23 protein-coding genes and 1 pseudogene are annotated in these 23,959 nt (G+C 59.9%); 15 read left to right on the top strand and 9 right to left on the bottom strand.

Features of this window, described 5'->3' with window-relative positions; genetic code table 11:
- Positions 1 to 9: 9 nt before the first annotated feature.
- From ACR2TX_RS08205 to smrA, 3 genes are all read right to left on the bottom strand, one after another.
- Entirely contained in the window at positions 10 to 1,101 is a 1,092-nt protein-coding gene (locus ACR2TX_RS08205) for an aminoglycoside phosphotransferase family protein (protein WP_086134897.1), read from the bottom strand.
- Positions 1,102 to 1,277: 176 nt separating this feature from the next.
- Positions 1,278 to 1,577 (bottom strand): GIY-YIG nuclease family protein, encoded by a 300-nt coding sequence (locus tag ACR2TX_RS08200; protein ID WP_077728578.1) that lies wholly within the window; start codon positions 1,575 to 1,577, stop codon positions 1,278 to 1,280.
- Positions 1,578 to 1,912: 335 nt separating this feature from the next.
- On the bottom strand, positions 1,913 to 2,509 hold the full coding sequence (smrA, locus tag ACR2TX_RS08195; protein WP_156881105.1) for a DNA endonuclease SmrA: 597 nt from the start codon (positions 2,507 to 2,509) through the stop codon (positions 1,913 to 1,915).
- Positions 2,510 to 2,747: 238 nt separating this feature from the next.
- Between smrA and ACR2TX_RS08190 the strand changes: the two genes are divergently transcribed.
- From ACR2TX_RS08190 to ACR2TX_RS08180, 3 genes are all read left to right on the top strand, one after another.
- On the top strand, positions 2,748 to 3,977 hold the full coding sequence (locus ACR2TX_RS08190; RefSeq protein ID WP_434131768.1) for a CapA family protein: 1,230 nt from the start codon (positions 2,748 to 2,750) through the stop codon (positions 3,975 to 3,977).
- 239 nt (positions 3,978 to 4,216) lie between these two features.
- A complete protein-coding gene (locus ACR2TX_RS08185; protein ID WP_434131766.1) occupies positions 4,217 to 5,770 on the top strand; it encodes an MBOAT family O-acyltransferase in 1,554 nt (517 codons plus the stop codon).
- Positions 5,771 to 5,786: 16 nt separating this feature from the next.
- Positions 5,787 to 7,076 carry a hypothetical protein gene (locus ACR2TX_RS08180; RefSeq protein ID WP_077728574.1) on the top strand — a complete coding sequence of 430 codons (1,290 nt, stop codon included), beginning with the start codon at positions 5,787 to 5,789 and terminating at the stop codon, positions 7,074 to 7,076.
- Positions 7,077 to 7,182: 106 nt separating this feature from the next.
- Here ACR2TX_RS08180 and ACR2TX_RS08175 read toward each other — a convergent pair whose 3' ends face one another.
- Complete coding sequence (locus tag ACR2TX_RS08175; protein ID WP_434131765.1) at positions 7,183 to 8,217, bottom strand: OmpA/MotB family protein; 1,035 nt, start codon at positions 8,215 to 8,217, stop codon at positions 7,183 to 7,185.
- Between the two features lie 15 nt (positions 8,218 to 8,232).
- Positions 8,233 to 9,033 carry a motility protein A gene (locus tag ACR2TX_RS08170; RefSeq protein WP_077728572.1) on the bottom strand — a complete coding sequence of 267 codons (801 nt, stop codon included), beginning with the start codon at positions 9,031 to 9,033 and terminating at the stop codon, positions 8,233 to 8,235.
- Between the two features lie 260 nt (positions 9,034 to 9,293).
- Between ACR2TX_RS08170 and ACR2TX_RS08165 the strand changes: the two genes are divergently transcribed.
- Entirely contained in the window at positions 9,294 to 9,539 is a 246-nt protein-coding gene (locus ACR2TX_RS08165) for a hypothetical protein (RefSeq protein WP_077728571.1), read from the top strand.
- An 8-nt stretch (positions 9,540 to 9,547) separates the two neighbouring features.
- Here ACR2TX_RS08165 and ACR2TX_RS08160 read toward each other — a convergent pair whose 3' ends face one another.
- The 3 genes from ACR2TX_RS08160 to ACR2TX_RS08150 form a co-directional block, all read right to left on the bottom strand.
- Positions 9,548 to 10,372, bottom strand: a complete 825-nt coding sequence (locus ACR2TX_RS08160) for an NYN domain-containing protein (RefSeq protein ID WP_077728570.1) — start codon at positions 10,370 to 10,372, stop codon at positions 9,548 to 9,550.
- Entirely contained in the window at positions 10,356 to 11,135 is a 780-nt protein-coding gene (gene truC, locus ACR2TX_RS08155) for a tRNA pseudouridine(65) synthase TruC (RefSeq protein ID WP_434131763.1), read from the bottom strand. Before truC ends, ACR2TX_RS08160 begins: the two co-directional genes overlap by 17 nt.
- 64 nt (positions 11,136 to 11,199) lie before the next feature.
- Positions 11,200 to 12,114 carry a D-hexose-6-phosphate mutarotase gene (locus tag ACR2TX_RS08150; RefSeq protein WP_434131761.1) on the bottom strand — a complete coding sequence of 305 codons (915 nt, stop codon included), beginning with the start codon at positions 12,112 to 12,114 and terminating at the stop codon, positions 11,200 to 11,202.
- Between the two features lie 247 nt (positions 12,115 to 12,361).
- Between ACR2TX_RS08150 and ACR2TX_RS08145 the strand changes: the two genes are divergently transcribed.
- The 4 genes from ACR2TX_RS08145 to ACR2TX_RS08130 all read left to right on the top strand — a co-directional run bounded on the left by ACR2TX_RS08145 (position 12,362) and on the right by ACR2TX_RS08130 (position 16,965).
- Entirely contained in the window at positions 12,362 to 12,793 is a 432-nt protein-coding gene (locus ACR2TX_RS08145; protein WP_077728567.1) for a YcgN family cysteine cluster protein, read from the top strand.
- Positions 12,794 to 12,821: 28 nt separating this feature from the next.
- Entirely contained in the window at positions 12,822 to 14,033 is a 1,212-nt protein-coding gene (locus tag ACR2TX_RS08140) for a molybdopterin molybdotransferase MoeA (RefSeq protein ID WP_434131760.1), read from the top strand.
- Positions 14,023 to 15,969, top strand: a complete 1,947-nt coding sequence (locus ACR2TX_RS08135) for a molybdopterin biosynthesis protein (protein WP_434131758.1) — start codon at positions 14,023 to 14,025, stop codon at positions 15,967 to 15,969. Before ACR2TX_RS08140 ends, ACR2TX_RS08135 begins: the two co-directional genes overlap by 11 nt.
- A gap of 84 nt (positions 15,970 to 16,053) precedes the next feature.
- Positions 16,054 to 16,965, top strand: coding sequence for a substrate-binding domain-containing protein (locus ACR2TX_RS08130; RefSeq protein ID WP_434131756.1), 912 nt, complete (start codon positions 16,054 to 16,056; stop codon positions 16,963 to 16,965).
- A 326-nt stretch (positions 16,966 to 17,291) separates the two neighbouring features.
- Here the strand turns inward: ACR2TX_RS08130 and ACR2TX_RS08125 are convergent, their stop codons facing one another.
- Entirely contained in the window at positions 17,292 to 17,921 is a 630-nt protein-coding gene (locus tag ACR2TX_RS08125) for a hypothetical protein (protein WP_077728564.1), read from the bottom strand.
- A 563-nt stretch (positions 17,922 to 18,484) separates the two neighbouring features.
- Between ACR2TX_RS08125 and ACR2TX_RS08120 the strand changes: the two genes are divergently transcribed.
- From ACR2TX_RS08120 to ACR2TX_RS08090, 7 genes and pseudogenes are all read left to right on the top strand, one after another.
- Positions 18,485 to 20,029 carry a porin gene (locus ACR2TX_RS08120; RefSeq protein WP_434131754.1) on the top strand — a complete coding sequence of 515 codons (1,545 nt, stop codon included), beginning with the start codon at positions 18,485 to 18,487 and terminating at the stop codon, positions 20,027 to 20,029.
- 65 nt (positions 20,030 to 20,094) lie between these two features.
- Positions 20,095 to 20,877 carry a molybdate ABC transporter substrate-binding protein gene (modA, locus tag ACR2TX_RS08115; protein ID WP_434131753.1) on the top strand — a complete coding sequence of 261 codons (783 nt, stop codon included), beginning with the start codon at positions 20,095 to 20,097 and terminating at the stop codon, positions 20,875 to 20,877.
- A pseudogene (locus tag ACR2TX_RS08110) lies at positions 20,874 to 21,080 on the top strand (hypothetical protein); the annotation flags it as partial. The gene modA (ACR2TX_RS08115) and the pseudogene ACR2TX_RS08110, both read left to right, overlap by 4 nt.
- Before the next feature lie 130 nt (positions 21,081 to 21,210).
- Positions 21,211 to 21,975: a molybdate ABC transporter substrate-binding protein gene (gene modA, locus ACR2TX_RS08105; protein ID WP_347258640.1), complete on the top strand. Its 765-nt coding sequence runs from the start codon at positions 21,211 to 21,213 to the stop codon at positions 21,973 to 21,975.
- Positions 21,972 to 22,385, top strand: a complete 414-nt coding sequence (locus tag ACR2TX_RS08100) for a TOBE domain-containing protein (protein ID WP_434131751.1) — start codon at positions 21,972 to 21,974, stop codon at positions 22,383 to 22,385. Before modA (ACR2TX_RS08105) ends, ACR2TX_RS08100 begins: the two co-directional genes overlap by 4 nt.
- Complete coding sequence (modB, locus tag ACR2TX_RS08095; protein WP_077728561.1) at positions 22,375 to 23,046, top strand: molybdate ABC transporter permease subunit; 672 nt, start codon at positions 22,375 to 22,377, stop codon at positions 23,044 to 23,046. Before ACR2TX_RS08100 ends, modB begins: the two co-directional genes overlap by 11 nt.
- Positions 23,046 to 23,954, top strand: coding sequence for an ATP-binding cassette domain-containing protein (locus ACR2TX_RS08090; RefSeq protein WP_347258641.1), 909 nt, complete (start codon positions 23,046 to 23,048; stop codon positions 23,952 to 23,954). Before modB ends, ACR2TX_RS08090 begins: the two co-directional genes overlap by 1 nt.
- The last annotated feature ends 5 nt before the right edge of the window (positions 23,955 to 23,959 follow it).

The following is a 23,959-nucleotide window of genomic DNA, read 5'->3' as shown; positions in this document are numbered from 1 at the left end:
AGAAGTATATCAAGGCCGCTCGTCGATCACGTTCCGGATGAATTTTTCCTGTGCCTCGACGCTTTCCGCCAAACGGAACTGGACCAGAGCCCGCTGCAAGTTCTGCCCCGGCTGCTCGACCTTGAAATAGCGGTCGCCTTCCAAGTGGTCGGTCAGGAAACGTAAACCGAGCTCCAAGGGAAGCAGCCGAATCGCGTCGTACAAATAGTAGCGCTCGATGTCCGTCAAAAAAGCCCCGGTTTCGGCGAAATAAGTCCGGAGAATGGCACGGCAGACGTCGAGATCGAACGTCACTTTCGCGGAATCGTCCGCCGCTTCGCCCGATCGATTGCAGCAGGAGCGGAGGCAATCCCCCAAGTCGTAATGAACGAGTCCCGGCTTCACCGTGTCGAGATCGATCAGACTGGCGGCGCGTCCGCTCTGCGCGTCGAACAGCACGTTATTGAGCTTGGGATCGCCGTGGATGACTCTGAGGGGTAGCTTGGCCTCTTCCAGAACGGCAAAAACAGAGCGGCGGGCGTTCACGAAATCCAGGGCGAAACGAAGCTCCGCATTTTCCGAGGCCCCTACGCCATTGGCGACGACTCGATCGAAACGGGCGAGGTACCGGGGTGCGATGTGAAATCCAGGCAAGGTGTCGTGCAGCAAACAGGCATCGAGATCGCTGGTCAAGGCATGGAACCGACCCAGGGCATAACCCACATCTTCCGCCTGGGCGGAATCCTGCAAGGTGTTTTGGCTCCGTGTATCCGGAATGAAGCTGAGGGCGCGCCAAAAGTCGCCCTCATCGTCGACCCAGAAGCTTAAGCCGGCGCGGGTGGGCCGAATTTCGGGAAATCTCAGATCGCGGACGGCGTCGGTGCCGGCTTGACGTTCCGTAATATGGCTCAACAGAACCCGCAGGTTCTCCATGATCAACCGGGGCTCCGGGAAAACCCGACGGTTGATGCGTTGAAGAACGAATCGCCCCCCGCCAGGCGGTTCGGCGACAACCAGAAAAGTATCGTTGATCAGCCCTTCGCCCAAAGGCTCGACGCTCAGATGGCCGTCTTCGTCCACGAAATGGCGAGCAATGCGGTTTCCGATTTCGCTCAAGTCCATGATCGTTCGAACTTCTCCAAATGGCAAACGGTCCATTCCGCGGGCGCCTATGCTCTGCTCTGATCGTTATACACAAATACTCGCGAGACTCGAATCACGCCCTCAGACTCGTCATTCCGGCAGGGATGCCGGAATCTAGGGCCAGGGATGGTAGTTGGCCAGTCACCAAAAACTTCTCACGAACTGGCAGTCAAATTCGTCCACAAATCCCGCCACTCCGGATTACTCTGCTCGATTAAGCCCAGCTTTGCAACGCGGGGCCATCTCTTGATTTGCTTTTCCCGCAAGATGGCGCTTTCCATCTGCTCGTGGAGTTCGTACCAAACCAGATGGTGAACCTCGTATCGCTTCGTAAATCCCTCGATAAATCCATTCCGATGTTGGAAAACCCGTTTGATCAAATCCGAGGTCACTCCAACATAGAGTGTCCCGTTCCGCCGACGGGTGAGAATGTACACACAAGGTTGTTTATCCATATAGGGACAACTGTTGTTTATCGAGAGAGGTTCACGAGTTCATCGATAAATTTGTGGAGATCGGGGAGCTACCCTCCTTGGCACTGGATTCCGGCATCCCTGCCGGAATGACGGATTCGGAGGCATTATTCGAATCACGCAGACACTTGCGTATAAAGCTGAGAGCTCCGCTTGGGCGCTATGCCCGAGAAGCTCCGGCTTCTCGCAGCCGCATGCGAATCGAGACGCAGGAGCGTCTCGAAATAGGTTCCCAAACGGGAGTTTGGGAACCAGCGTAAAGCGGGATGCGGAAGTAGTAGATCGGGAATCCCTTCTCGACGCATCTGCTGCGACGGTCAGGGTACGGGTTTGCCCGAGGACAACCCCAGGCGTTCGCGGGTTTTTTCCTTCTGTTTCTCGCTCTTGCGGAGCAGCAGATACACCGCGCCGGCGCCGCCGTGCCACTTCTGCGCGCTGTGAAAAGCCATAATCTCGGGAAACATCGGCAGCCAACGCGTCAGATAGCTCTTCAGCAAGGGCTTCTGCTCCTTGTTACCGCGTCCCTTGCCGTGGCTGATCAGAGCCGATCGCACGTCGTGGCGCACGCAGTCACGGATGAATCGATAGACTTCGTGGCGCGCCTGCTCCACCGTCAGACCGTGCAAGTCCAACATGGCTTCGATCATGTAGCCGCCCTGCTGCAGCTTGCGAAAGACGCCGTTTTGAATGCCGTCGCGTTTGAAACTGATGATGGCCTCGGGATGAACGAATTCGACGAACGCCGTCGGAAGCTGGTTTTCATCGAAGGCAGTACCGCGCTGGGCCGATTCGCGCCTGTAAAGCTGGCCGGGCGTGGGCGCCTCGCGATGGGTCAGAATGGCTCGGCCGGATTGATCGATGGGCCGCACATCGGCCATTTCTTGCTGAAATAATTTTAGGTCGTCGTCGGTCATATCTTTTACCTCGATCTAATGTCGAGTTCGTGCGACGGGTTTGACGATCGTTGTCATGATCGATGTTCGTTTCGATCCGAACTCGGTCCGCGCCGCCGGGTGAAATCCGCCGACGGGCAGCAGCCGTCGAAAGGCTTACGCTTAGAGCATAACAAACTTTACCGGTAGACACGGAAGATTCCCGATGCTATCGGCTGAAACCAAAGCCGGATTATGTCGACGGAAAACGGGATGATCTATGAACCGCAGTCGCCGAAAGTTTCTCTTACGCTACGGGATTGCCGGCCCGGGCCTGCTCGCCGCCCGCGAACCGTTTCGACAACTCTACGGGAAAGAGGTTTCTCCCATGGAACAGACTCCCCACAGAACCAAGCTTTTTTTGTGCGGCGACGTGATGACCGGACGGGGCATAGACCAGATCCTGCCGCAGCCCAGCGATCCCCAGCTCTACGAGCCCTATGTCAGGAACGCCAAGATTTACGTCAAGCTGGCGGAACGGCTCAATGGCCCCATCTCTCAACCCGCCGATTTCTCCTACGTTTGGGGCGATGCCCTCGCTGAACTCGAGCGTGCCGGACCGGATGTTCGCGTGATCAACCTCGAGACGGCGATCACTGCCAGCGACGAGTACTGGCCCGACAAAGGCATCAACTACCGGATGCATCCGGCCAACACCCCCTGCCTCACCGCTGCCCGGATCGATTGCTGCGTACTGGCCAACAATCATGTGCTCGACTGGGGCTATCAAGGGCTGGCCGACACTTTGGACACCTTGAAACAAGCCTCGCTGAAAACCGCGGGTGCCGGCCGAAACAGCCGGGAAGCGGAAGCCCCGGCGGTTCTGAATCTGGCCGGCAAAGGGCGTGTCCTGGTTTTCGGCTTCGGCTGCGATTCGAGCGGAATCCCGCCCGAATGGGGGGCGACGGACGACAAGCCCGGCGTGAATTGGCTGCCCGACCTGTCGTTGGGAAACGTGCAACGGCTTGCCGATCGAATAAGACGCATCAAACAGGAGCGGGACATCGTCGTGGCATCCATACACTGGGGCGGCAATTGGGGCTACGCGATTCCCGACGAGCAGCGACGTTTCGCGCATGCATTGATCGACGAAGCCGGCGTCGACGTGATCCACGGCCATTCGTCCCACCATCCCAAGGCCGTGGAGGTTTACCGGGACAAGCTCATCCTCTACGGCTGCGGCGATTTCATCAACGATTACGAGGGCATCGAAGGCTACGAATCCTTCCGGGGCGATTTGGCGCTGATGTATTTCCCGACCGTGAATCCCGCCGACGGAACACTGTCGGATCTCGAAATGGTCCCGCTGCACATGAGGCAGTTTCGCTTGAACCGACCTTCCGCGGATGACTTCCGCTGGATTCGGGACCGGCTCGACCGGGAAACCGACAAGTTCGGCGGAGCCGTGGAAACGCTCGATGAGCGACGTTTGGTCCTGCGCTGGCGCTGATCGAGTAGTTTGAATCCGACTTCTCAATCTCATTGCCGCTAAGGTAACAGGCGTCGGTGCGGCGTCGCGCGCCGCACGAATCGAATCGCGGCAAAAACGTGGCCGACCGCGCGTCATGGCTTCGCCTAAAATTGTTATGGCCGTTCGGATCGCCCGCTCTTTTCGGAACCTAGGATATTTATATATAGGCCATGTAAGATACGTCGCCGTAAGCGCGCATCGGAAAACAAATAGAAGAAATGTTATTCAACTCGGTCGAATTCCTGTTTTTCTTTCTACCCGTCCTGCTGTTCGCTTTTTTCCGATTGGGGCGCCACAGTCGGCGACTCGCCGCCCTTTGGCTGACCGCCGGATCCCTGCTCTTCTATGGCTGGTGGAACCCGGCATATCTCGGCCTTCTGCTCGCCTCCATCGTTTTCAACTATCTGGTCGGCTACGCGATCGCACGCGGCAACGACATCGGCTCCATCCGCCGCAAGCGGTTTCTAACACTAGGGATAACGGTGGATCTCGCGTTGCTCGGGTACTACAAGTACGCGAATTTTTTCATCGATAGCGTCAATGCCGTCTTCGGCACTAGCCATGGCATTGCTGAAATCGTCCTACCTCTCGGCATTTCGTTTTTCACCTTCACCCAGATTGCCTTCCTCGTGGATGCCGCTCGAGGCGAAGCCAAGGAATTCGATTTCGTCCACTATAGTTTGTTCGTGACTTATTTCCCGCATCTGATCGCTGGTCCGGTATTGCATCATAAGGAAATGATGCCCCAGTTCAGCCAGGCATCGACGTATCGTTTCAGCCACGAGCACCTGACGGTCGGGCTGACGGTTTTTGCCATGGGCTTGTTCAAGAAAGTCGGCCTGGCCGATGGTGTCGCTCCCTATGTCTCGGCGGTATTCGACGCCGCCGAGAGAGGGGAGGTTCTCGGCCTCTTTCAAGCCTGGGGCGGTACGTTAGCGTACAGCTTACAGCTCTATTTCGATTTCTCGGGTTACTCCGATATGGCGATCGGGCTCTCATATATGATCGGCGTACGTCTGCCGATCAATTTCAATTCGCCCTATAAAGCGGTCAACATCGCCGACTTCTGGCGCCGCTGGCACATGACTCTGTCTCGGTTCCTGCGCGACTATCTCTACATTCCATTGGGCGGCAACAGAAAGGGACCGGTCCGCCGCTATGTCAATCTGATGACCACTATGTTACTGGGCGGACTTTGGCACGGCGCGGGCTGGACATTCGTCTTGTGGGGCGGTCTGCACGGCCTGTATCTGATTATTCATCAAGTTTGGCAGGCGCTCCGCGCTCGCTTGGGCCACGATCCCGCCCGCACCTCGATCGGCGGACGCATCCTGGGCGTGACCCTGACATTCCTGGCCGTTCTGTTGGGCTGGGTTTTCTTTCGTGCGCCGACTGTAGCCGGCGCGCTATCTATTCTGCACAGCATGGCCGGGTTGAACGGCGTCACTCTACCGGACGCCGTTGCGTTGCGCATTGGCCCGGTGGCGGCATGGCTCGGTGAATTGGGAATAGTGTTCACGCCCGGTGGAGGCCACGAGTTCCTCATGAATTTCGTTTGGCTCGCCGTACTCCTGCCAATCGTATTCCTGGCGCCCAATACCCAGCAGATCATGCAGCGTTTCAGGCCATTTTTGGACTATCACTCGAAGGCCGACGGTTCGCGCCTCGCTTGGTCGGCCGAATGGCGATGGGCGCTGGCGATGGCTTTTGTGCTGGCCTCCGGCTTATTGTCGCTGACCCGACCGAGCGAATTTCTTTATTTCCAGTTCTGAAAGTCTCGAACCGTTCATGAAGCGCTACCTCCAGTTTTGGCTGATCTTGACCGGGACGATGTTGTTGGCGGTGGCGGCATGCAACCTCGTGGCGGACCCCTATGGCTTGTTCCGATTGGTGGACGAACCTGGATTCAACCGCATTAAGCCCAGTGCAGGCGCTCATGGAACCATGGCCAAGGCTTACCAGGTCTTGCGTGTGCAGCCACGTGGCTTGATTCTCGGCAATTCGCGCGCGGAAGTCGGCTTCGATCCCGAATACGAGGCTTGGCCGGCGGACTCGCGTCCCGTATTCAATCTGGCTTTGCCGGGCACCGGTACCGAGACCACCGTACGCTTTCTGCAACACGTTCTAGCCAATGACAATGCCGGCTCCAAAGTCGTACCCAAGGTAGTCGTTTGGGGTATCGACTTCATGGACTTTCTAATCGACGCCCGTACATCGCGCCGCATCGCCGTGACGAGCAAGGAAGGAAACCGCCTTCTGACCAACCTCGATGGCTCCCCGAATCCCACGCGAGCGCTACAGCAGGCACGTGATTATCTCGAGTCTACGCTTACGCTGGGCGCCTTCATCGACGCGATAGAGACGCTTGGCCACCAAGGAGATCCGTATGCGGTAGATTTGACTCCGCTGGGGTTCAACCCCATGCGCGACTACCTCAAGATTACAGCCGACGAGGGGTACTGGGCGGTATTCAGGCAACGAGATCTGGAGAACGTCAAGGCGTACCTGCGCCGCCCAAAAGACATTTTCGATGCCGACGGACATTCGTCACCTCGGCTGGACGATCTAAGACGGGTCCTTAGCCTGTGCCGACAACACGGCATCGCTCTACATCTGATCATTTACCCTTATCACTCTCATCTGATGGAAATCATCCGTATTACCGGGCATTGGCCGGCTTTCGAAGACTGGAAACGAGCGATTACGCATATCGTCGGGACGGAAGCAGGCAGGCGCGGCGAGCCGCCCGTTTTGCTTTGGGATTTCAGTGGGTTCGATGAACTGACCACGGAAGCCGTTCCCGGCAAAAATGACCGGCAAGCTAGGATGCACTGGTATTGGGAAGCAGGACACTTCAAACGAGAACTGGGCAATCTGATTTTGGATCGCATATTCACGCTCGCGGACGCCGGCGATCAATTCGGCACATTACTCCGGCCGGAAAATGTGGAGGCGCAAATTGCCTTGCTACGGATGCAGGAAGCGGAATACCGCAAAAGCCACCCACGGGATGTGGCGGAACTGGAGAGTATCGCCGAACAGATCAAATCCCGGCGACGAGACCTTAGAAATCATTAATGCTCCGGAAGTCCTCAGCCCTTCGTCGCGCCGGCAGCTAACCGGCGGGGGCGAGGCGTCGGGGCGGGCCCGACGCCTCGCAAAAACAGGGCTGAATCTGCCCCGCTCAGGTCCTCACGCCGCCTCCTCGAGGGAGGAACATCACGATGGAGACGCGCCGGTTTCTTGCCCTGCCCTCCGGCGTATCGTTGGCCTCACGCGGCTGGATGTCGGCCAGGCCGACGGCACGCAAGCGCTCGGGCGAAATGCCGTGTGCGATCAAATAGCGGGTGACGGTGCTGGCCCGAGCTGTCGACAGCTCCCAATTGGACCGGAACTTCGCCGTGGCGATGGGACGGTCGTCGGTATGCCCCTCGACCTCGATCGTGCCGCCTTGAGCACCAAGCACGCTGGCCAGACGGTCCAGCACGCTCGCACCTTCGGGTTTAAGCTCGGCGCTGGCCGGGTCGAACAATATCGCGTCGTTAATCTCCAGGCGAACTTCCCCGCTGGCCGCCGAAATCTCGACCGAACCGCCGAGATCCGCGTCCGAGAACGCTTTGTCGAGGGATGCTGCCGCATTTAGCGCCATGTCGCCGGCTTCGGCTATCCAGCCTTTTTCGGGAACCGCCGCGACCGGCTTGCTGGAAGGTCCGGCCACGTTTGACGTTTCCTCGGCCTTTTGCGCCGGAGGAACTGCCTCGACAATCACATCCTTATATTCGGGCTCGCGTCGGGATAACGCGGATACAGTCCTCGCCGCATCCGGATAAGCGGGGTAAACCTTGATCTCGGCTTCCGCTATAGGGTTCCTATCCTGGGCCGTCCGGACAGGCGGAGACGCTGGGGCCCGGTTCGTCGAAATGGTCTTCGATGCCTTGATGACCGCGGGAGAAACCGGAATCGAAGCCGCAACTTGTGTCGATTGCGTCGCTGTTTCGGGATGGGCGGTTTTCGCCTCCACCGTCAGCGCCTTTTGATAGGCGAACAGGAATACGAAAAACGAAAACAGCAAGGTCATCACGTCGAGATAGCTCAACAGCCAGCCGCCCTGCTCGGACGGCCGTTCGGCCCCCGCCGCTCGCCAAGGATCGGTGGTGGCGTCCCGCCGAGTCTCCGGACGCCGGAACTGGGTCATCGCCGATGCGTGATTCGATGACATTCGGACAACCCGCCGCTACGATTTGGCCACGCTGAGCGGGAGCGAATCAATCGGTTCGCTCGCCTCCGGGTGGTCGAAGAAGGCCTGCCAATAATCCCGGAACATCGCCGCATGACACCGGTCATGCAACATGAGCACCGATTCCATCTGCACGTATGCCCAAGCCAGGTTCTCGTTGGCGCGCCGTTCCAAGCGCGTTGCCAGGGGTTTCAACACCAGATTGGCCAATACCAGCCCGTACACCGTGGTCAGCATGGCGAAGCCCATGGACTCTCCGATCTGCTCCATGCGATTCGCGTCCAAACCGTACATCATCCCGATGAGGCCGAGCAGCGTTCCCAGCATGCCGAAGGCAGGCGCGAAAGCGCCCATGGTCCGGACGATCTGGATTTCGGCCTGATCGCGCTCTCGCTGCGCGCCGATTTTCCACTGGAGCATGCGCGTCAGGTCGGCCTGCGGCGTGCGATTGATCACCAGCTCCGCGCCGGTTCGAAGCAGAGATTCCTGCAGCCGCCGGGCCGCCTGCTCGGCCGCGCGGACACTGCCGCGGCGATGCGCTTCCACGAGGTGCAAGAACACTTCCAAGTCTTCGCTGTCCATCGACGCCTTATTTGTTAGCTTGCTCCGCAGCCGGCGCAACAAATCGGTCACGCCGCGAAACGAATGGGCAAGCACCGTGGCGGCGAACGTTCCGACGACTACCAGAAAAAGGCCCGAAAGATTGAAATACCGGCCCGACGGGTCGGCCCACAAGAGAAGAACGAACAGGCCGAACAACCCCGACCCGATCAATACTTTTACGATAACGGCTTTCATGACGCTCCCGCTCGATTTTGGTTGTATCGGAAGCGTTTATGCAGGTTCCGTTCCTATCGGATATTCATTTTTAAATCAATAACATGATGAAATTTTCCGCCATTTCGTCGGATTTTTGACGCGCCAAAGAGGCGGCGGCTTGCCGGAACCGGCAATAGTTGCCGGCGACTTGATGACAGGATCGATTTGCAGCCTTACTCGACATTCGTAGTGAACGAAGCGCCGCCCGTCAAAGTCGAATCGCGTAAGGTGGCCGAAAAATGGAAACAGACGAATCAACCGCTCAAATCATCCCGTTTCCCGACCCGAAACGGTGGCCGGCGATTGCCCGAATTTATATCGATTACCTGACGCTGGGCGATCCCCGCGCGGCGTTTTTCTATCTGGAATACCAGTTGACCGCGATGAGCCTGCGGGAAATTCCGACCGCGCTCAAAAGCGAAATCGAACGCGAGTACAAAAGACGCGGCTTTCGGGGCCCGGTGTATTTCGGCAAGCCGTGGTAAATTCCGGGCTAGTCCTCTCGGGCCAGGCCCTTGATGATGTAACCTCCTGATTTTTCATCGTATTCCAACTTTAACAGCTTCCGCTCCTGGGCTTCTTCCAGCAGTTTTCCGAAGGTGCGGAAACCGTGATAGCTTTCGTTGAAACCGGGTTTTCGCCGTTTCAGCGCCTGCTTGACCATGGACCCCCACACCTTTTCTTCTTCCCCGCGCTCTTCCAGAAGATCCTCGACCGTCTCGAGCACCCAATCGACCGCTTGTTGCTTCTTGTCTTCCTCGGCTTTCTTTTCGCCTTCCGGACCCGGCTGGCGCGCCGTCTTGGCGGGCGCGCGCCTGGCCTTCGGCCTCGGCTTCGCGGCCTCGCGCACCAAATCGTCGTAAAAGATGAATTCGTCGCAATTGGCGATCAGCAAATCGGAGGTGGATTTCTTCACCCCGACGCCGATCACGACCTTGTTGTTCTCCCGCAGTTTGCTGACCAGGGGTGAAAAATCGGAGTCGCCGCTGATGATCACGAAGGTGTCGACGTGCGACTTGGTGTAGCACAGGTCTAGCGCATCGACGACCATGCGGATGTCGGCGGAATTCTTGCCCGATTGGCGCACGTGCGGAATTTCGATCAGCTCGAAGGCCGCCTCGTGCATGCCGCCCTTGAATTCCTTGTAGCGGTCCCAGTCGCAATAGGCCTTCTTGACCACGATATTGCCCTTGAGAAGCAGCCGCTCCAGCACTTTCTGGACGTCGAAGGCAGCGTATTTGGCGTCGCGCACGCCGAGGGCTATGTTCTCGAAGTCGCAGAACAAGGCCATGATTTGAGTCTTAGGTGTGTGGGTCATAGATTGGTTTATGTAAATGGCCGGATTCGGGGACCTTGTTCAAAACGTCGGCCCAGCCGAGATTGTCCACGATGCGCCGAAAAGAATCATCCAGGGGCGCTTCCAAACGGAGCCTCTCGCCCGTATCGGGATGAGTGAATGCCAGACCGGTCGCGCAGAGCAGCAATCGATGGCAGCCGAAATGACTCCTGAAAAAATTGTTGTGGCGCCCGTCGCCATGGCTGGTATCGCCTACAACCGGGTGAAAAATATGCTTCATGTGGCGCCGGATCTGGTGTTTCCGCCCGGTTTTAGGCGATACCCGCAGCAGCGAGTAGCGGGCCGTCGGGTAACGGCCGACCGCGAAAGGGAGTTCCGCAATCCCTAGCCTGCGGTAGCACGTTACCGCCGGCTGAGCCGGTTTGTCCCGTTGCGCATTGGCGTCGGTGATCCGGTCTAGCTGTTCTTCCAGCGCATAATCGATAATGCCGGTTTCGTCCGCATAGCCGCGGACTACGGCGAGATAGGTCTTGTCGACGTCGACGCCGCCGCCGGAGAATAATTCCGTCATCCGCCGGGCGGTATCCGCATCGAGCGCGAACACCAGTATGCCCGAGGTCGGCTTATCCAGGCGATGGACCGGATACACCCGGCGGCCGAGCCGGTCGCGAACGATCTGCATGGCGTACCGGATTTCGTGGCGATCGATCGCGCTCCGGTGGACGAGCAGGCCGGCGGGTTTGTTCACCGCCACGAGAGAGTCGTCTTGATAGAGGATTTCCATGCTTCGGCCGAGTCGCCTTAAAGGCCGCGGTTCACAAAGCGCGACACAAGGTCTGCCAAAGCGCTCAACGCAACGGCTCCGCCGTATAGCGCACCCGGAGACGGTGCGTCCCGCCCGGCTCGATCGTCACCACATCGTCCGCCGCGTTGGCGCTTTCCACGCACACCATGCGGAGATAACCGTCCTCGTCGAAATCGCCCAGCGCCTCGGCCCTCTCGGCCCAAGGATTCCACACCACCGTGGAGCGGCTGCCCCGGTTGGCGATGCGGATGCGGCGATTCAAGCCCGGATCCTCGATCACGCAATCAGCCGTGGATTCGAGATAAATCCGGTCGGTTTCCCCGGAAAAGCTCACGGGGCCCGACTGCTGTTTGCGTCGTCCCTCGTCCGTTTTGTCGATATAGGAACAGCCATCGAGGCCGTGTATCGAGATCCGACGAATGTCGCTGACCTGAAAATATGTGTGCAGAGCCTCGCCGATAGTGACCGGCGCAGGCCCGTCGTTATGCGTCACCAGCTCCATCTCCAGCGCCGTGCCTATGGTCATATAAAGTTCCAGCGGTGTCGAATGCGGCCATAGTGCGTAGGTCTCGTCGCTTCGGATGAGGCGAAAACCCAAGCGGTTCGAACCGTCCTCCAGCGCCAGCACTTCGATCACTTCCCACGGCTGGGTGCGCGCGAAACCGTGAGCGGGAAAAGAGGATTCGCCGGGATGCGGCCCGAACCAAGGCCAACAGACCGGCACGCCGCCGCGGATCGATTCGCCCGGCCCGAACTTCGCCTTCGGCGACAGCCAAATGACCAGTTCCTCCTGATACGGCGCCCAACTCATCAAATGAGCTCCCTGCAAGGCGATGCTCGCCATGGCGAGACCGTTGCTGATCTCCACCACACCCTGCCCGTTCGGACCTTCCTTGAAAACAACCTCGCCGGTGATGCCAAAGCGCTGGTCTAAGACGGAAATATCGTTCGGGTCCATAATAAATCCTCCTGTCAGGGTTGGGGTTGATTAAAGAGACTTAGCCATTAGACAAGTCGACGAGTTGGTGCGATGGGCGCCGGCTCACCGGGGGCAAACTTTATTGCAAAAGCGTGTCGCTGTTGCAACAGATGTCACATTTTTTCGCGAAGAATGGGGAGATGTAGGATGGGCAAAGGCCGACAAAAGGCTGTGCCTTTCAAGCTAAAATGAGCCTTCCGAATCAACCCACCCCATCGCCGACCCCATGAAAACACCCTTCTGGCGCGAAAAATCACTGGCCGAAATGAGCGAACAGGAATGGGAATCGCTGTGCGACGGATGCGGAAAATGCTGTCTGCACAAGATCGAGGACGAAGACACCGGCGAATTGTTCTTCACCAGCGTGGCGTGCCGGCTGCTCGACATCGGGGCTTGCCGCTGTACTCATTACCAAGAGCGCACGGTCTTGGTTCCGGAATGTCTGGACCTGCGCGCCGGCTTCACGCAATACCATTGGCTTCCGTCCACCTGCGCCTACCGGCTGCTGGCGGAAGGCAAAGACCTGCCCGCTTGGCATCACCTGGTTTGCGGCGACCGCGAAGCCGTGCACGATGCCGGGGTTTCCATACGCCGTTATGCAATACCGGAAGCCGAAGTAGAGTCCGTGGAAGATCACGTGATCGAATGGATGGATTGAAACCGGATTCCTCATCGGATCGTCACCCGTGAAAACGTTCACCCGCTACGAATCCGTCGACGAGGTGCTGCGCTGGCTGGACCGGCAGGTTTCCGCGTTGCCGCCGGAAACGGTCGCGGTGTCCGAAGCCTGCGGGCGCGTTCTCGCCGAAACGGTGCAGTCGCCCATCGATGTGCCCCCATTCGACCGCGCCGCCATAGACGGTTATGCCGTACGCGGATTCGAAACCATCGGTGCGGGCGCCTACAGCCCGGTGATGCTGAAATTGCACGATACAGCAGTCGCCCTACAACCCGGAACGGCAGCGAGAGTCGTGGCAGGCGCGCCACTGCCGGACGGCGCGGATACGATCGTTCCGTTCCCGCTCGCCGAGGAGTCCGGCGGTTTCGTGAATATCGCGGCGGCGGTTGCGCCGGGCGAACACATCGTCCGCCGAGGCAAGGACATCGCCTGCGGCAGCCCGCTGCTGCCCGAAGGCAGGCTTTTGCGCGCCCAGGATCTGGCCTTGTTGGCCGCCTGCGGATTGGATCGGATAATCGTCGTTCGACGACCCAGGATAAGGCTCGTGACCACCGGCGACGATTTGGCGGTTCCGGAACAGCCTCGCAGTGCTCATCAGCATTTCGAGGCCGGCTCGTCGATGTTGAAAGCGCTCGTGGCGCGGGACGGGGGCGAAGTCGCAGCTTGGATGCATGTAACCGACGATGCGATCGGGGAGGCGTTGCGCACGGATGAAATCGACGCGGTGCTGATCGCGGGAAGCAGCGGCGAAGGCTGGAACGACCGTGCCGCCGAAGCGCTGGAAACGGCCGGAGAGCTGGCCTGGCACGGCATCGCCCTGGAGCCGGGGCGCTCGACCGGCATCGGACGGATCGGAAACACCTTGGTGCTTCTTCTGCCGGGAGAACCGGTGGCCAGCTTCTGCGCCTATGATCTTTTCGCGGGCCGCGCCATACGGCGCCTGGGCGGCCGAAGCACGGCCTGGCCTTATCCGGCACGGCGGGTCGTCTTGACCAAGAAAATCAGCTCGGAACTCGGCAGCACCGACTATTGCCGGGTACGGCTGACGCCGAACGGCGCCGAACCCGTCGCCGTGGGCGGCAATACCCGCCTCTCGGCCCTTGCCGCTGCCGACGGATTTCTGCTGGTGCCCGAAGACTGCGAAGGTTATCCGCCCGGCGCCGAAGTGACCGTATTCCTTTATGACTCCCTCGACTCGGAACCGAATCATGTCCTCTAACGACGACCTCAGGCGCGCGGCCCGCCAAGAGCAATTTCTTGACGTCATCGACCGCACGGAAGCGGCGGCGCGGTTTCATGCCCGTCTCCGGCTGGAGCCGTCCGGCCGTGAAACCGTTCCGCTCGCCGATGCCTTGGGCCGGGTGCTGGCGCGCACCGTGAGCGCGCCCGTGGACGTGCCGGCCTTCGATCGCGCCAGCGTGGACGGCTTCGCGGTCCGGTCCGGGGATACTTACGGCGCGAGCGACGAAGTTCCGGCGGCGTTGTCCCTGAACCCGGAGGTGCTCGCGCCCGGCGTCGAACCGTCGATGGCCGTCACGGCCGGGACCGCCACCCCCATCGCGACAGGCGGCATGCTGCCGAGGGGCGCCGATGCGGTGGTGATGATCGAGCACACCGAATTGCTGGAAGATCGCCAGCCGCTCCGCATCGAAATCCGCAAACCCGCCCTGCCCGGCCAGTTCGTCGCTTTCGCCGGCACCGACGTCGCCAAAGGCGAAACCGTGATGCGCGCCGGGCAATGGCTCACGTCGCGGGAGCTCGGGGTGTTGGCCGCCATCGGTCTGGACCAGGTGGACGTTTATCTCCGCCCGCGCGTCGCAATCATCTCCACCGGCAACGAAATCGTTCCGCCCGGCGAGCCGCTGCGCCCCGGCAAGGTCTACGACTCCAACGGCACGATACTCGCGGCGGCCGTGCGCGAACTCGGCGGCGAACCGGTGAGCCTCGGCGTGGTGCCGGATGACGAGTCGGCACTCGATAGCGCGTTGAGGCGGGGCTTGGAATGCGACATGGTGCTGCTCTCGGGCGGCACTTCGAAAGGCGCGGGCGACCTGTCCTACCGCGCCGTCAGCGCCTTGAAGAACCCCGGCATCGTGGCGCACGGGGTGGCGCTCAAACCCGGCAAGCCGATTTGCCTGGCCGTGACCGACGGCAAGCCTGTGGTGGTGCTGCCCGGCTTTCCCACCTCGGCGATCTTCAACTTCCACGAGTTCGTCGCTCCGGTATTGAGGCGCCTGGCGGGACTGCCCGCCGCGAGAACACGGTCGGTCGAAGCCACGCTGCCCATGCGGGTTACATCGGAGCGGGGACGCACCGAATACCTTTTGGTCAGCCTGATGCCGACCGACGACGGACTCGCGGCCTACCCAATGGGAAAAGGCTCCGGCGCGGTGACCGCTTTCAGCTTCGCGGACGGGTTCATCGCCATCGACCAGCGCACCGAACAGGTTCCGGCGGGCAGCGCAGTCTCGGTGCAACTGCTCGGCCAGGCGCTGGAACCCGCCGAACTGGTGTTCGTGGGCAGCCAGTGCGCGGGGCTGGATTATCTGTTGACGCTATTGCAGCAGCGGGCCTTAAGCGTCAAAGCCTTCTACGTCGGCAGCATGGGCGGCGCGGCGGCGGCCAAGCGGGGCGAATGCGACATCGCCGGGGTGCATCTCATGGACCCCGCGACCGGCGAATACAACCGCCACCTGCTGACGGCGGAACTCGAACTCGTCCCTGGCTACCGCCGCATGCAGGGCATCGTGTTCCGCAAGGACGACCCGCGGTTTGCCGGAAAACCGCTCGAAGCGGCGCTGGCCGCTGCGCGCGAGGATGCGAGCTGCCTCATGATCAACCGCAATGCCGGCAGCGGAACCCGCATCCTGATCGACCGCTTGCTCGAAGGCGGGCAGCCGCCCGGCTACCCCGTGCAACCCAAGTCGCACAACGCGGTGGCCGCCGCCGTGGCGCAAAGCCGCGCCGACTGGGGCGTCGCCATCGAAACGGTCGCCGCCCAATACGGTCTCGGGTTCATACCCGTTCAGGACGAACATTACGATTTTCTGGTGCCGAAAAGCCATTTGGAAAAACCCGGTGTTCGCCGTTTTCGGGAGTTTCTCGGGGATGATCGGGTGAGGCAGGCGCTAGTCGATATGGGCTTTCGTTTATAGCCATAGCCCTTGGGTTACAATCCCTTTGGTTTATGCAGGTACAGCCCTGAATTTCTTACTCCAAGAAACGATTGAGACCCAATCATGGTAAAGGACGAATCGGATACGCAGAACATGATGACGGTTCCGGAAGTCGCGCGTTATCTGCGTCTCAAAGAACGCAAGATTTACGATCTGCTTGCCCAGAAACGCATTCCCTGCACTCGGGTCACGGGCAAGTGGCTGTTCCCGAAGGAGCAGATCGACATCTGGCTCAAGCAAAACAGCGAGTTCCAGGTACAGCCGGGCGCGGAAGTCCGCCCGCTGCCGCAGGTGGTGGTCGGCAGTCACGATCCGCTGCTGGAATGGGCACTGGGAGAAACCGGCTACCCCTTGGCCATGCAGATGAACGGCAGCACCGAGGGTTTGGAACGGTTCACCGCCGACGAAGGGGTGCTGTGCGGCATTCACCTGCTCGACCCGGCAAGCGGCGAATACAACTTGCCGGCGGTCAAGGAACATCTGAAAGGCGCGGAAATCGTGGTTCTGCACTGGGCCTGGCGGGAGCAGGGACTGGTGCTCCCGGCCGGCAATCCGCTCGGCATCCGTGCCCTCTCCGATTTGGCCCGGACCCGCGCGCGGATCATCGAAAGACAGGAAGGCGCCGGCAGCCGTCTGCTCTTCCGGCACTTGCTCAAGCAGTCGGGGCTTTCGATCGAGAGTTTGAATCTCCTGCCCCAGCCGGCCCGCGGCCACGTCGACATCGGGCTTGCGGTCTGCAGCGGCCAGGCGGACGCCGGCATCGCGGTGCAGTCCGTGGCCCGGCAAATGAAACTGGAATTCCTGCCTCTGGCGCGGGAACGCTTCGACCTCGTCATCCGCCGGCGCGATTATTTCGAGCCGCCGTTCCAAACCCTGCTGAAATTCACCCGCGCCCCGGAATTCGCGGAAAAGGCCCAAAGCCTAGGCGGCTACGATATCGGGGCGCTGGGCGAAGTGCTGTACAACAGCCCGTGAACTGGCGGCTATCGCCCTATCCTGCGTAGCATGTTGCTCGTTTCCCGAGTCGTTCTACGGCTTCGGTCATTCGACAAAAAATCTAGCGAATGTCGGGAAGGGATTCGCGGCCTACAGGGTGCACGGTCGTAGGTCGGCAATCCCTTGCCGACGAAGACGCTCGGTAGGACCGTAACGTCGGGAAAGGATTCCCGACCTACAGGGTGCTCAGTCGTAGGTCGGCAATCCTTTGCCGACGAATCCGTTGGCCGGACGGCGGCGCCGGGAAAGAATTTCCGAGCCGCGGGCCCACGATCCGGAAAATTCGCGGATCGAATACGCCGCCATTATTCACACATACTCTTCATTTGAGCGAGCGATTGCGCCATCTGCTGCTCGCAGGTTTGGCGGGCCGCTCCCGTCGCGCCGGCGCACGCAATCTTCGGGTCCATCTGGAACATCTGCGCTTTCATCGCCTTGCAGGCTTCGCTGTTCTTGTCGAAGCTGATGGCCGGCTGCCCGCCGTTTCCCTTGCAGGGCCCTTCGTAGGTGTAGCGTGATGTCATGGCGAAAGAGCCTTCTGGGCTCTTCCCGGCGGCTTCGATCAAGAACGAACGCGGCCCCTCACGGGTTATGGTGCTGCGGTAGACGCCGCTTTCGCACGTGGCCTCGTAAACGGCGCGATTATCCTTGTTTTCGAGGATCTTGCCGCGGCATGTGCTCGGCCCCTGCTGCTGCTCACTCTTCTTGGCCATGTCCATGATGCTGTCCATGCACATCGACATGCTTTTGGGCATGGCGCTCACAGCCTCTCCGTCGCCTTCGCCGCCGTCGAACTTGAGAATCTCCATGCGCCATTGGCCTTTCTGGGCCGGCGCATCGCGAAATACTTTGGGCACTTCTTCCGCCGAGGCGGCGGATGCGCCGCCCGCAATCACCAGAATCCCCACCACACCGAACTTGCCGATCTTGTTCACAGACATCTCCAATTAGGGGTAATACTCAGGACACCGGCAGGCAACGGTGCCCGTTCCGGCGCCATGGAAGCTTAGCCGAGTTCTCGCCCGACTGCCGTGATCCGCCGATCGCTTTTGTTGGAAAACCGACATTCTTCCTGTTCGAAACCTGACATTCCTTTCGCCACCATAGCTATCCGACGCTCGCCGGCCGAACTACTTGTATCGATATTTATTAACGTATATAACGAAGCACAAACCGAACGATTAAGCCCAAGCGAAAACGCGTTTCCGCCGAATATTCAACAGCATAGGCACTAGGCCTCCGGCAGTTGCGGGACGCCAGCCGTTGCCGACCAATTCCCTCTCGTCGAGATGTTCGCCCCATTATTGGCCCTGTTTTTGCTCGATTATCGTTATAACTTTAAATAAATAACGAATTAACGTTCAAAGGGTTTTTCGGCTACGCAATGACGTGGACCGGAAGGGGGGAAACACCAATCAAAGAACCAGCCATCGCGATCGGAGACGGCTTGCAATGAGGCGTCGCAGCTTAACGGCCAAACAAATTGGGGAAACTTCTCATGACTATAAGAAAAAAAACAGCGCTCGCCGTCGCTTGTCACGGCTTACTCTTTAGCTCGCCTCACGGCGTGTCTGCGGCGACCATGGAAGAACGCATGCAGGCGATGGAACGGCGCCTCGTGGAAATGGAAACCCGCCTGGAACAATCGGAGAATGAAAACACGCAGCTTCGTAAACAAATCGCCGCAAAAACGCAGGAAACGAATCCGAAAAATCTCCCCGTTGCCACATCTGACGGCGAGGTAAAAGCGCTGAACGACAAAGTCGCCACGCTCGAGAAAAAAATCGAGCAGGATCGCAAGGTGACGGCGGAAGCGGCAAAGAATGCGCCCAAGGTCGAGATCGGCAACAAGGGCCTGGTCGTCAAATCCGCCGACGAGAACTATCGCCTGAGCCTCCGCGCCTATGCCCAGGCCGACGGCAATTTTTTCATGGACGATTCGACGGGCGATGCGATTCCGGACAAGTTTTCCATCCGCCGCGCCCGTCTGACCATCGACGGCACCTTCTTCAAATGGGCGGATTTCCGTTTCTCGCCGGATTTCGGCCAAGGCAATCTGCGCCTGTTCGACGCCTTCGCCGATTTGCACTATTTTCCGTACGCCAGCCTGATGGCGGGCAAATTCAGACCGCCCATCAACGGCCTGGAACGTCAGCAAGGCGCGCCCAATATCGCGTTCGTCGAGCGAGCACTGACCCAGAACCTCACGCCGGCACGCGATATCGGCGTAATGCTGCACGGCCAGATCCCTTACCCCGGCTATAAAACGCAGTACACGATCTTGCCGGTGTTCAAGGAGTTCTTCGGCTACGAACTCGGCGTCTTCAACGGCGCCCGCGACGGGGGTAACGTAGACAGCGAGCGGGACGACAACAAGGAGTTCGCCGGCCGTCTCATTTCGCATCCTTTCATGCACAGCGGCATCCCGGCTTTGGAAGGCCTGGGTATCAATCTTGCTGGCAGTTGGGGGCAACCGAGAGGACACAGCTTGAACCGGCTGACCTCGGCCGGACAGCAGGCTTTCCTGAATTACAACCCGAACGTCACCGCTTTCGGAGACGCCTACCGCATCACGTCCGGGGCTTATTGGTACTGGGGGCCGTTCGGGCTGCTGACCGAGTACGTGATTTCATCCCAGCGCCTCGCCGACGGTACGAGAACCCGAACCGCGCGCCAGGACAACACCGCCTGGCAAGTGCAGACCTCGTATGTGCTGACCGGCGAAAGGAACTCGTTCTTCGGGATCAAGCCGGCCCGAAACTTCGATCCCTTCGCCGGCACCTGGGGCGCTTTCCAGATCGCCGCGCGATGGGGCGAACTGGACGTGGACGACGACACTTTCAAGCACAACGGCGCTTTCGCCAACCCGTCCACCTCGGCCAGCAAAGCCACCGAGTGGGCGCTGGGCCTCAACTGGTATCTCAACCCCAATATCAAGTTGATGGCCGATTACGCCCAGACCTATTTCGACGGCGGCGCGGCCCGAGGCCGGGACCGTCCGACGGAAAAAGTGTTCCTGACCCGGTTTCAGTATCAGTTCTGATACAAGAGCCGAAAACCCGGATTTCTCGAAAAACCCGATCTGTTCAAACTGTGGAGAACTCAGCCATGCATCGCTTCTTATTGATCTTTTTGCTCCATCTGATAACCATAGGCCACACCGCTCAGGGCGCCGAGACAGGCAAGCTCACCATCACCGCCGCGGCGGATCTCAAGTATGCAATGGACGAAATCGTGACATCCTTCAAAGACCGCCACCCGGAAGCGACGGTGGATCTCGTCACCGGTTCGTCCGGCAAGTTTTACGAACAAATCGTGCACGAAGCGCCTTTCGACATCTTCTTTTCGGCCGACATCAAGTTTCCGGAAAAGCTTAAAGAGCAGGGGCTGACGGCTTCCGAGGTCAGGATGTACGCCCGCGGCCGCATCGTGCTGTGGAGTGCACGGACCGACGCCAGCAAGATGACACTAAAGAACTTGGACAGTCCCCAAATCACCAGGATCGCCATCGCCAATCCCAAGCATGCCCCCTACGGCATGCGTGCGGAGGAGGCACTGAAGAAAGCCGGTCTGTGGTCGAAAGTGGAAAAGAAATTGGTGTTCGGCGAAAACGTGGCGCAGACCGCCCAGTTCGCCGAGACCGGCGCCGCCGATGTCGGCATCATCGCCCTGTCGCTGGCCGTGAGTCCCGCGCTGAAGGAGAAAGGCGGGTATTCGCTGGTTCCGGAGAATCTGCATTCCCCTCTGGATCAGGCCTACGTCGTCGTCAAGCGGGCCGAGAACAATCCATTGGCCGAGACGTTCGCCGAATTCGTCGCCGCCGAACCGGCGCGGGCGATCTTCCGTCGCTACGGCTTTGTTCTGCCGGGCGAAGCGGCGCCCGCGCTATGAGTCGGCACGCCGATCCGAATCTCACTGCGCCCGCGACGACGCGGCGCGGGGTATCCGCCTTCGGCGGCGGGGCGCTAATCGTTACCCTGGGCGGCCTGATCGGACTGGGAGGCGCGGAATTCCGCTTGCCGCTGCTCATCGGGACATTTCAATTCCCGGCCCTGGAAGCGGTCATCGTCAACAAGTTCGTCAGTCTGGCGTTGTCGGTGATCAAGATGTGGCGCGCTGGATAATCGCCATGTTCTCGCTTACCGTCGCGATGTTCGGCGGACACGGCGCTACCGAATCGGCTATCGGTGAACGTGTTTTTGTTTGACGATATTCAAAGGTCCTATGATGAAACACCCGTTCTTCGTACTTTCCATTTGCCTTTTGGCCACAGCGCCGCCGCTCGCGGCGCGGGACACTCTGACGGTGGCCGCCGCGGCGGGCATTCAGGCCAACTTTCCGGAACTGAAACAGGCTTTCGAGCAGGAATCCGGCATCGAGATCGAGCCGGTGTTCACGTCCTCGGGCAAGATCGCCGCCCAGGTCGAACAGGGCGCGCCCTTCGATGTCTTCGTTTCGGCGGATGTCAGTTATCCCGAGCATCTGTACAAATCCGGTTTGGCCGTCACGCCGCCCAGGGTCTACGTCTACGGGGCGCTGGTGGCGTGGACCCTCGGCGACGTCGCCTTCGACAAGGGCTTGACCGCGGTGCTCAAGGCGCCGGGCATCCGCAAAATCGCTCTCGCCAATCCGAAGGGCGCGCCTTATGGCCGGGCGGCCATGGAGGCTCTGCGCCACTATCGGTTGCTGCCCGCTCTCCAAGAGAAAATCGTTTACGGCGAGACCGTTCCCCAGGTCAACCAGTTCGTGCTGTCACAGGCGGCCGAGATCGGCTTGACCGCGAAGTCCACGGTGTTGACGGCGGCGCTGAAGGACCGGGGACACTGGATGGAAATTCCCGAGGAAGCCTATCGACCCATCGCCCAGGCCGCCGTCATTCTGAAGCACGGGGAGGAACATCGGCCCGCGGCGGCGAAACGCTTTTTCGACTTCCTGTTTTCTCGGACCGCACGGGACATCTTCGCCCGGCAAGGGTATCGGCTGCCGTGAACCGATTGCCGGGAATCATCGTTGCCGTCGCCAGCGAAGGGGATATTTCGCTGGTCGATGTCGCCGTGGGAGAAAACACGCTGACCGCGATGCTGGTGGAAACGGCGGAATCCGCACCCTATCTCGAAGCGGGCAACGCCGTATCGGTCCTGTTCAAGGAAACGGAAGTTTCGCTCGGCAAAGACTTGAGCGGTCGCCTGAGCCTGCGCAACCGGCTACAGGGCGAAATCGCCGACATCCGCAAGGGCAAGCTATTGGCCGAGGTGACGCTCGATTGCGGAGGCCACCGCCTGGTGTCCGTTATCACTCGCCGGGCCGCCGAGCGGCTGGAATTGGCCGTGGGCGATCGCGTCGAGGCCTTGATCAAGGCCAACGAGGTCATGCTGGGGGAACGCGCCGATGGCCTATGATTGGCAACCCCTGATCCTCACTCTGAAGCTCGCCACGGTCACGACGGCGATATTGTTCCTCATCGGCGTGCCCCTGGCTTACTGGCTGGCTTTCGGCCGCTTTCGCCTGAAGGCGGCGGTGGAAGCCCTGGTCGCCATGCCCTTGGTCTTGCCGCCCTCGGTGCTCGGCTTTTATTTGCTCCTGGCTTTCAGCCCCAAAAACGCCTTCGGCCGTTTTCTGGACGAGACCTTCGGGCTGCGGCTCGTGTTCAGTTTCGAAGGACTAGTCGTCGCGTCCGTATTGTTCAGCCTGCCGTTCATGGTCCACCCGGTGCAGTCGGGTTTTCAGAACCTGCCGCGCAGCCTCACGGAGGCGGCCTACACGCTCGGCTTGTCGCGCTGGAAAACCCTGACGCGGATTCTGCTGCCCAACATCAAGCCCTCCCTGCTTGCCGGAGCCGTGATCAGTTTCGCCCATACCATCGGCGAATTCGGCGTGGTGCTGATGATGGGCGGCAGCATTCCGGGCGTGACCCGAGTGGCTTCCATCGCCATTTACGATGAGGTGGAATCGCTCAACTACGATGCGGCCAATTTTTATGCGTTCGTCTTGTTCGCCCTGAGCTTCTCCATACTGCTTGCGGTATTTTTCATCAACAAACGCGCATTGGGACCCCATTGATGCTGGAACTATCGCTGCGAAAAAACCTGCACACCGCGGAAGGGAACGTGACCCTGGACATCGAGCTCGAAGCCGAGACCGGACAGTTTCTCACCTTGTTCGGGCGGTCGGGCGTCGGAAAAACCACTTGTCTTCGCTGCATCGCCGGGCTGACCGAGCCCGATCACGGCAGAATCGCCGTAGGCGGCGAGATCTGGTTCGACCGGACCAAGGGCATCGACATCCCGCCCCAGAAGCGCCGAGTCGGTTTCGTATTCCAGGACTATGCCCTTTTTCCGAATCTGAGCGTGCGCGAGAATCTCCGCATCGCGCTGGGGGATCCCAAGGACGAACGCTATCTGGACGAACTCCTGGAGCTGATGGACATACGGGAACTGGAGCGGCGCCTCCCGACCACCCTGTCCGGGGGACAACAACAGCGGGTGGCGCTGGCCCGCGCCTTGGCCCGGAGACCCCGGCTCTTGCTGCTGGACGAGCCGCTTTCCGCCCTGGACGGTGAAACCCGCCAACGCCTTCAAAACGAAATTCTGAGGATACAGCGGCATTTCAGGATGACCACCCTGATGGTCAGCCACGACCTCGGCGAAGTTTACAGGCTGTCCGATCGGGTCATCGTCATCGAGGGCGGCCGAACGGTCGCCCGCGGACGCCCCGCCGAGGTTTTCAGCAATCGCCGGATCAGCGGAAAATTTCAGTTCACCGGCGAAGTGCTCGCGGTCGAGCCCAACGACGTCGTGTTCACGCTCTCGATCCTGATCGGCAACCGGGTGGTGCAAGTGATCGCCACGGCACAGGAAATGCTGGACATCCAAGTCGGCGACACGGTCATGCTGGTTTCCAAAGCCTTCAATCCGCTCGTGATGAAAGTGGATCGGAATCCCGGCCGCCTCTCCCCATCCCGTTCATGAAGAGC

It is taken from the genome of Methylocaldum sp. GT1BB (genome assembly GCF_051027545.1).
GTDB lineage: Bacteria > Pseudomonadota > Gammaproteobacteria > Methylococcales > Methylococcaceae > Methylocaldum.
The sequence above is the reverse complement of the archived record's forward strand: the minus strand, read 5'-3'. Positions and strand labels throughout refer to the sequence as shown.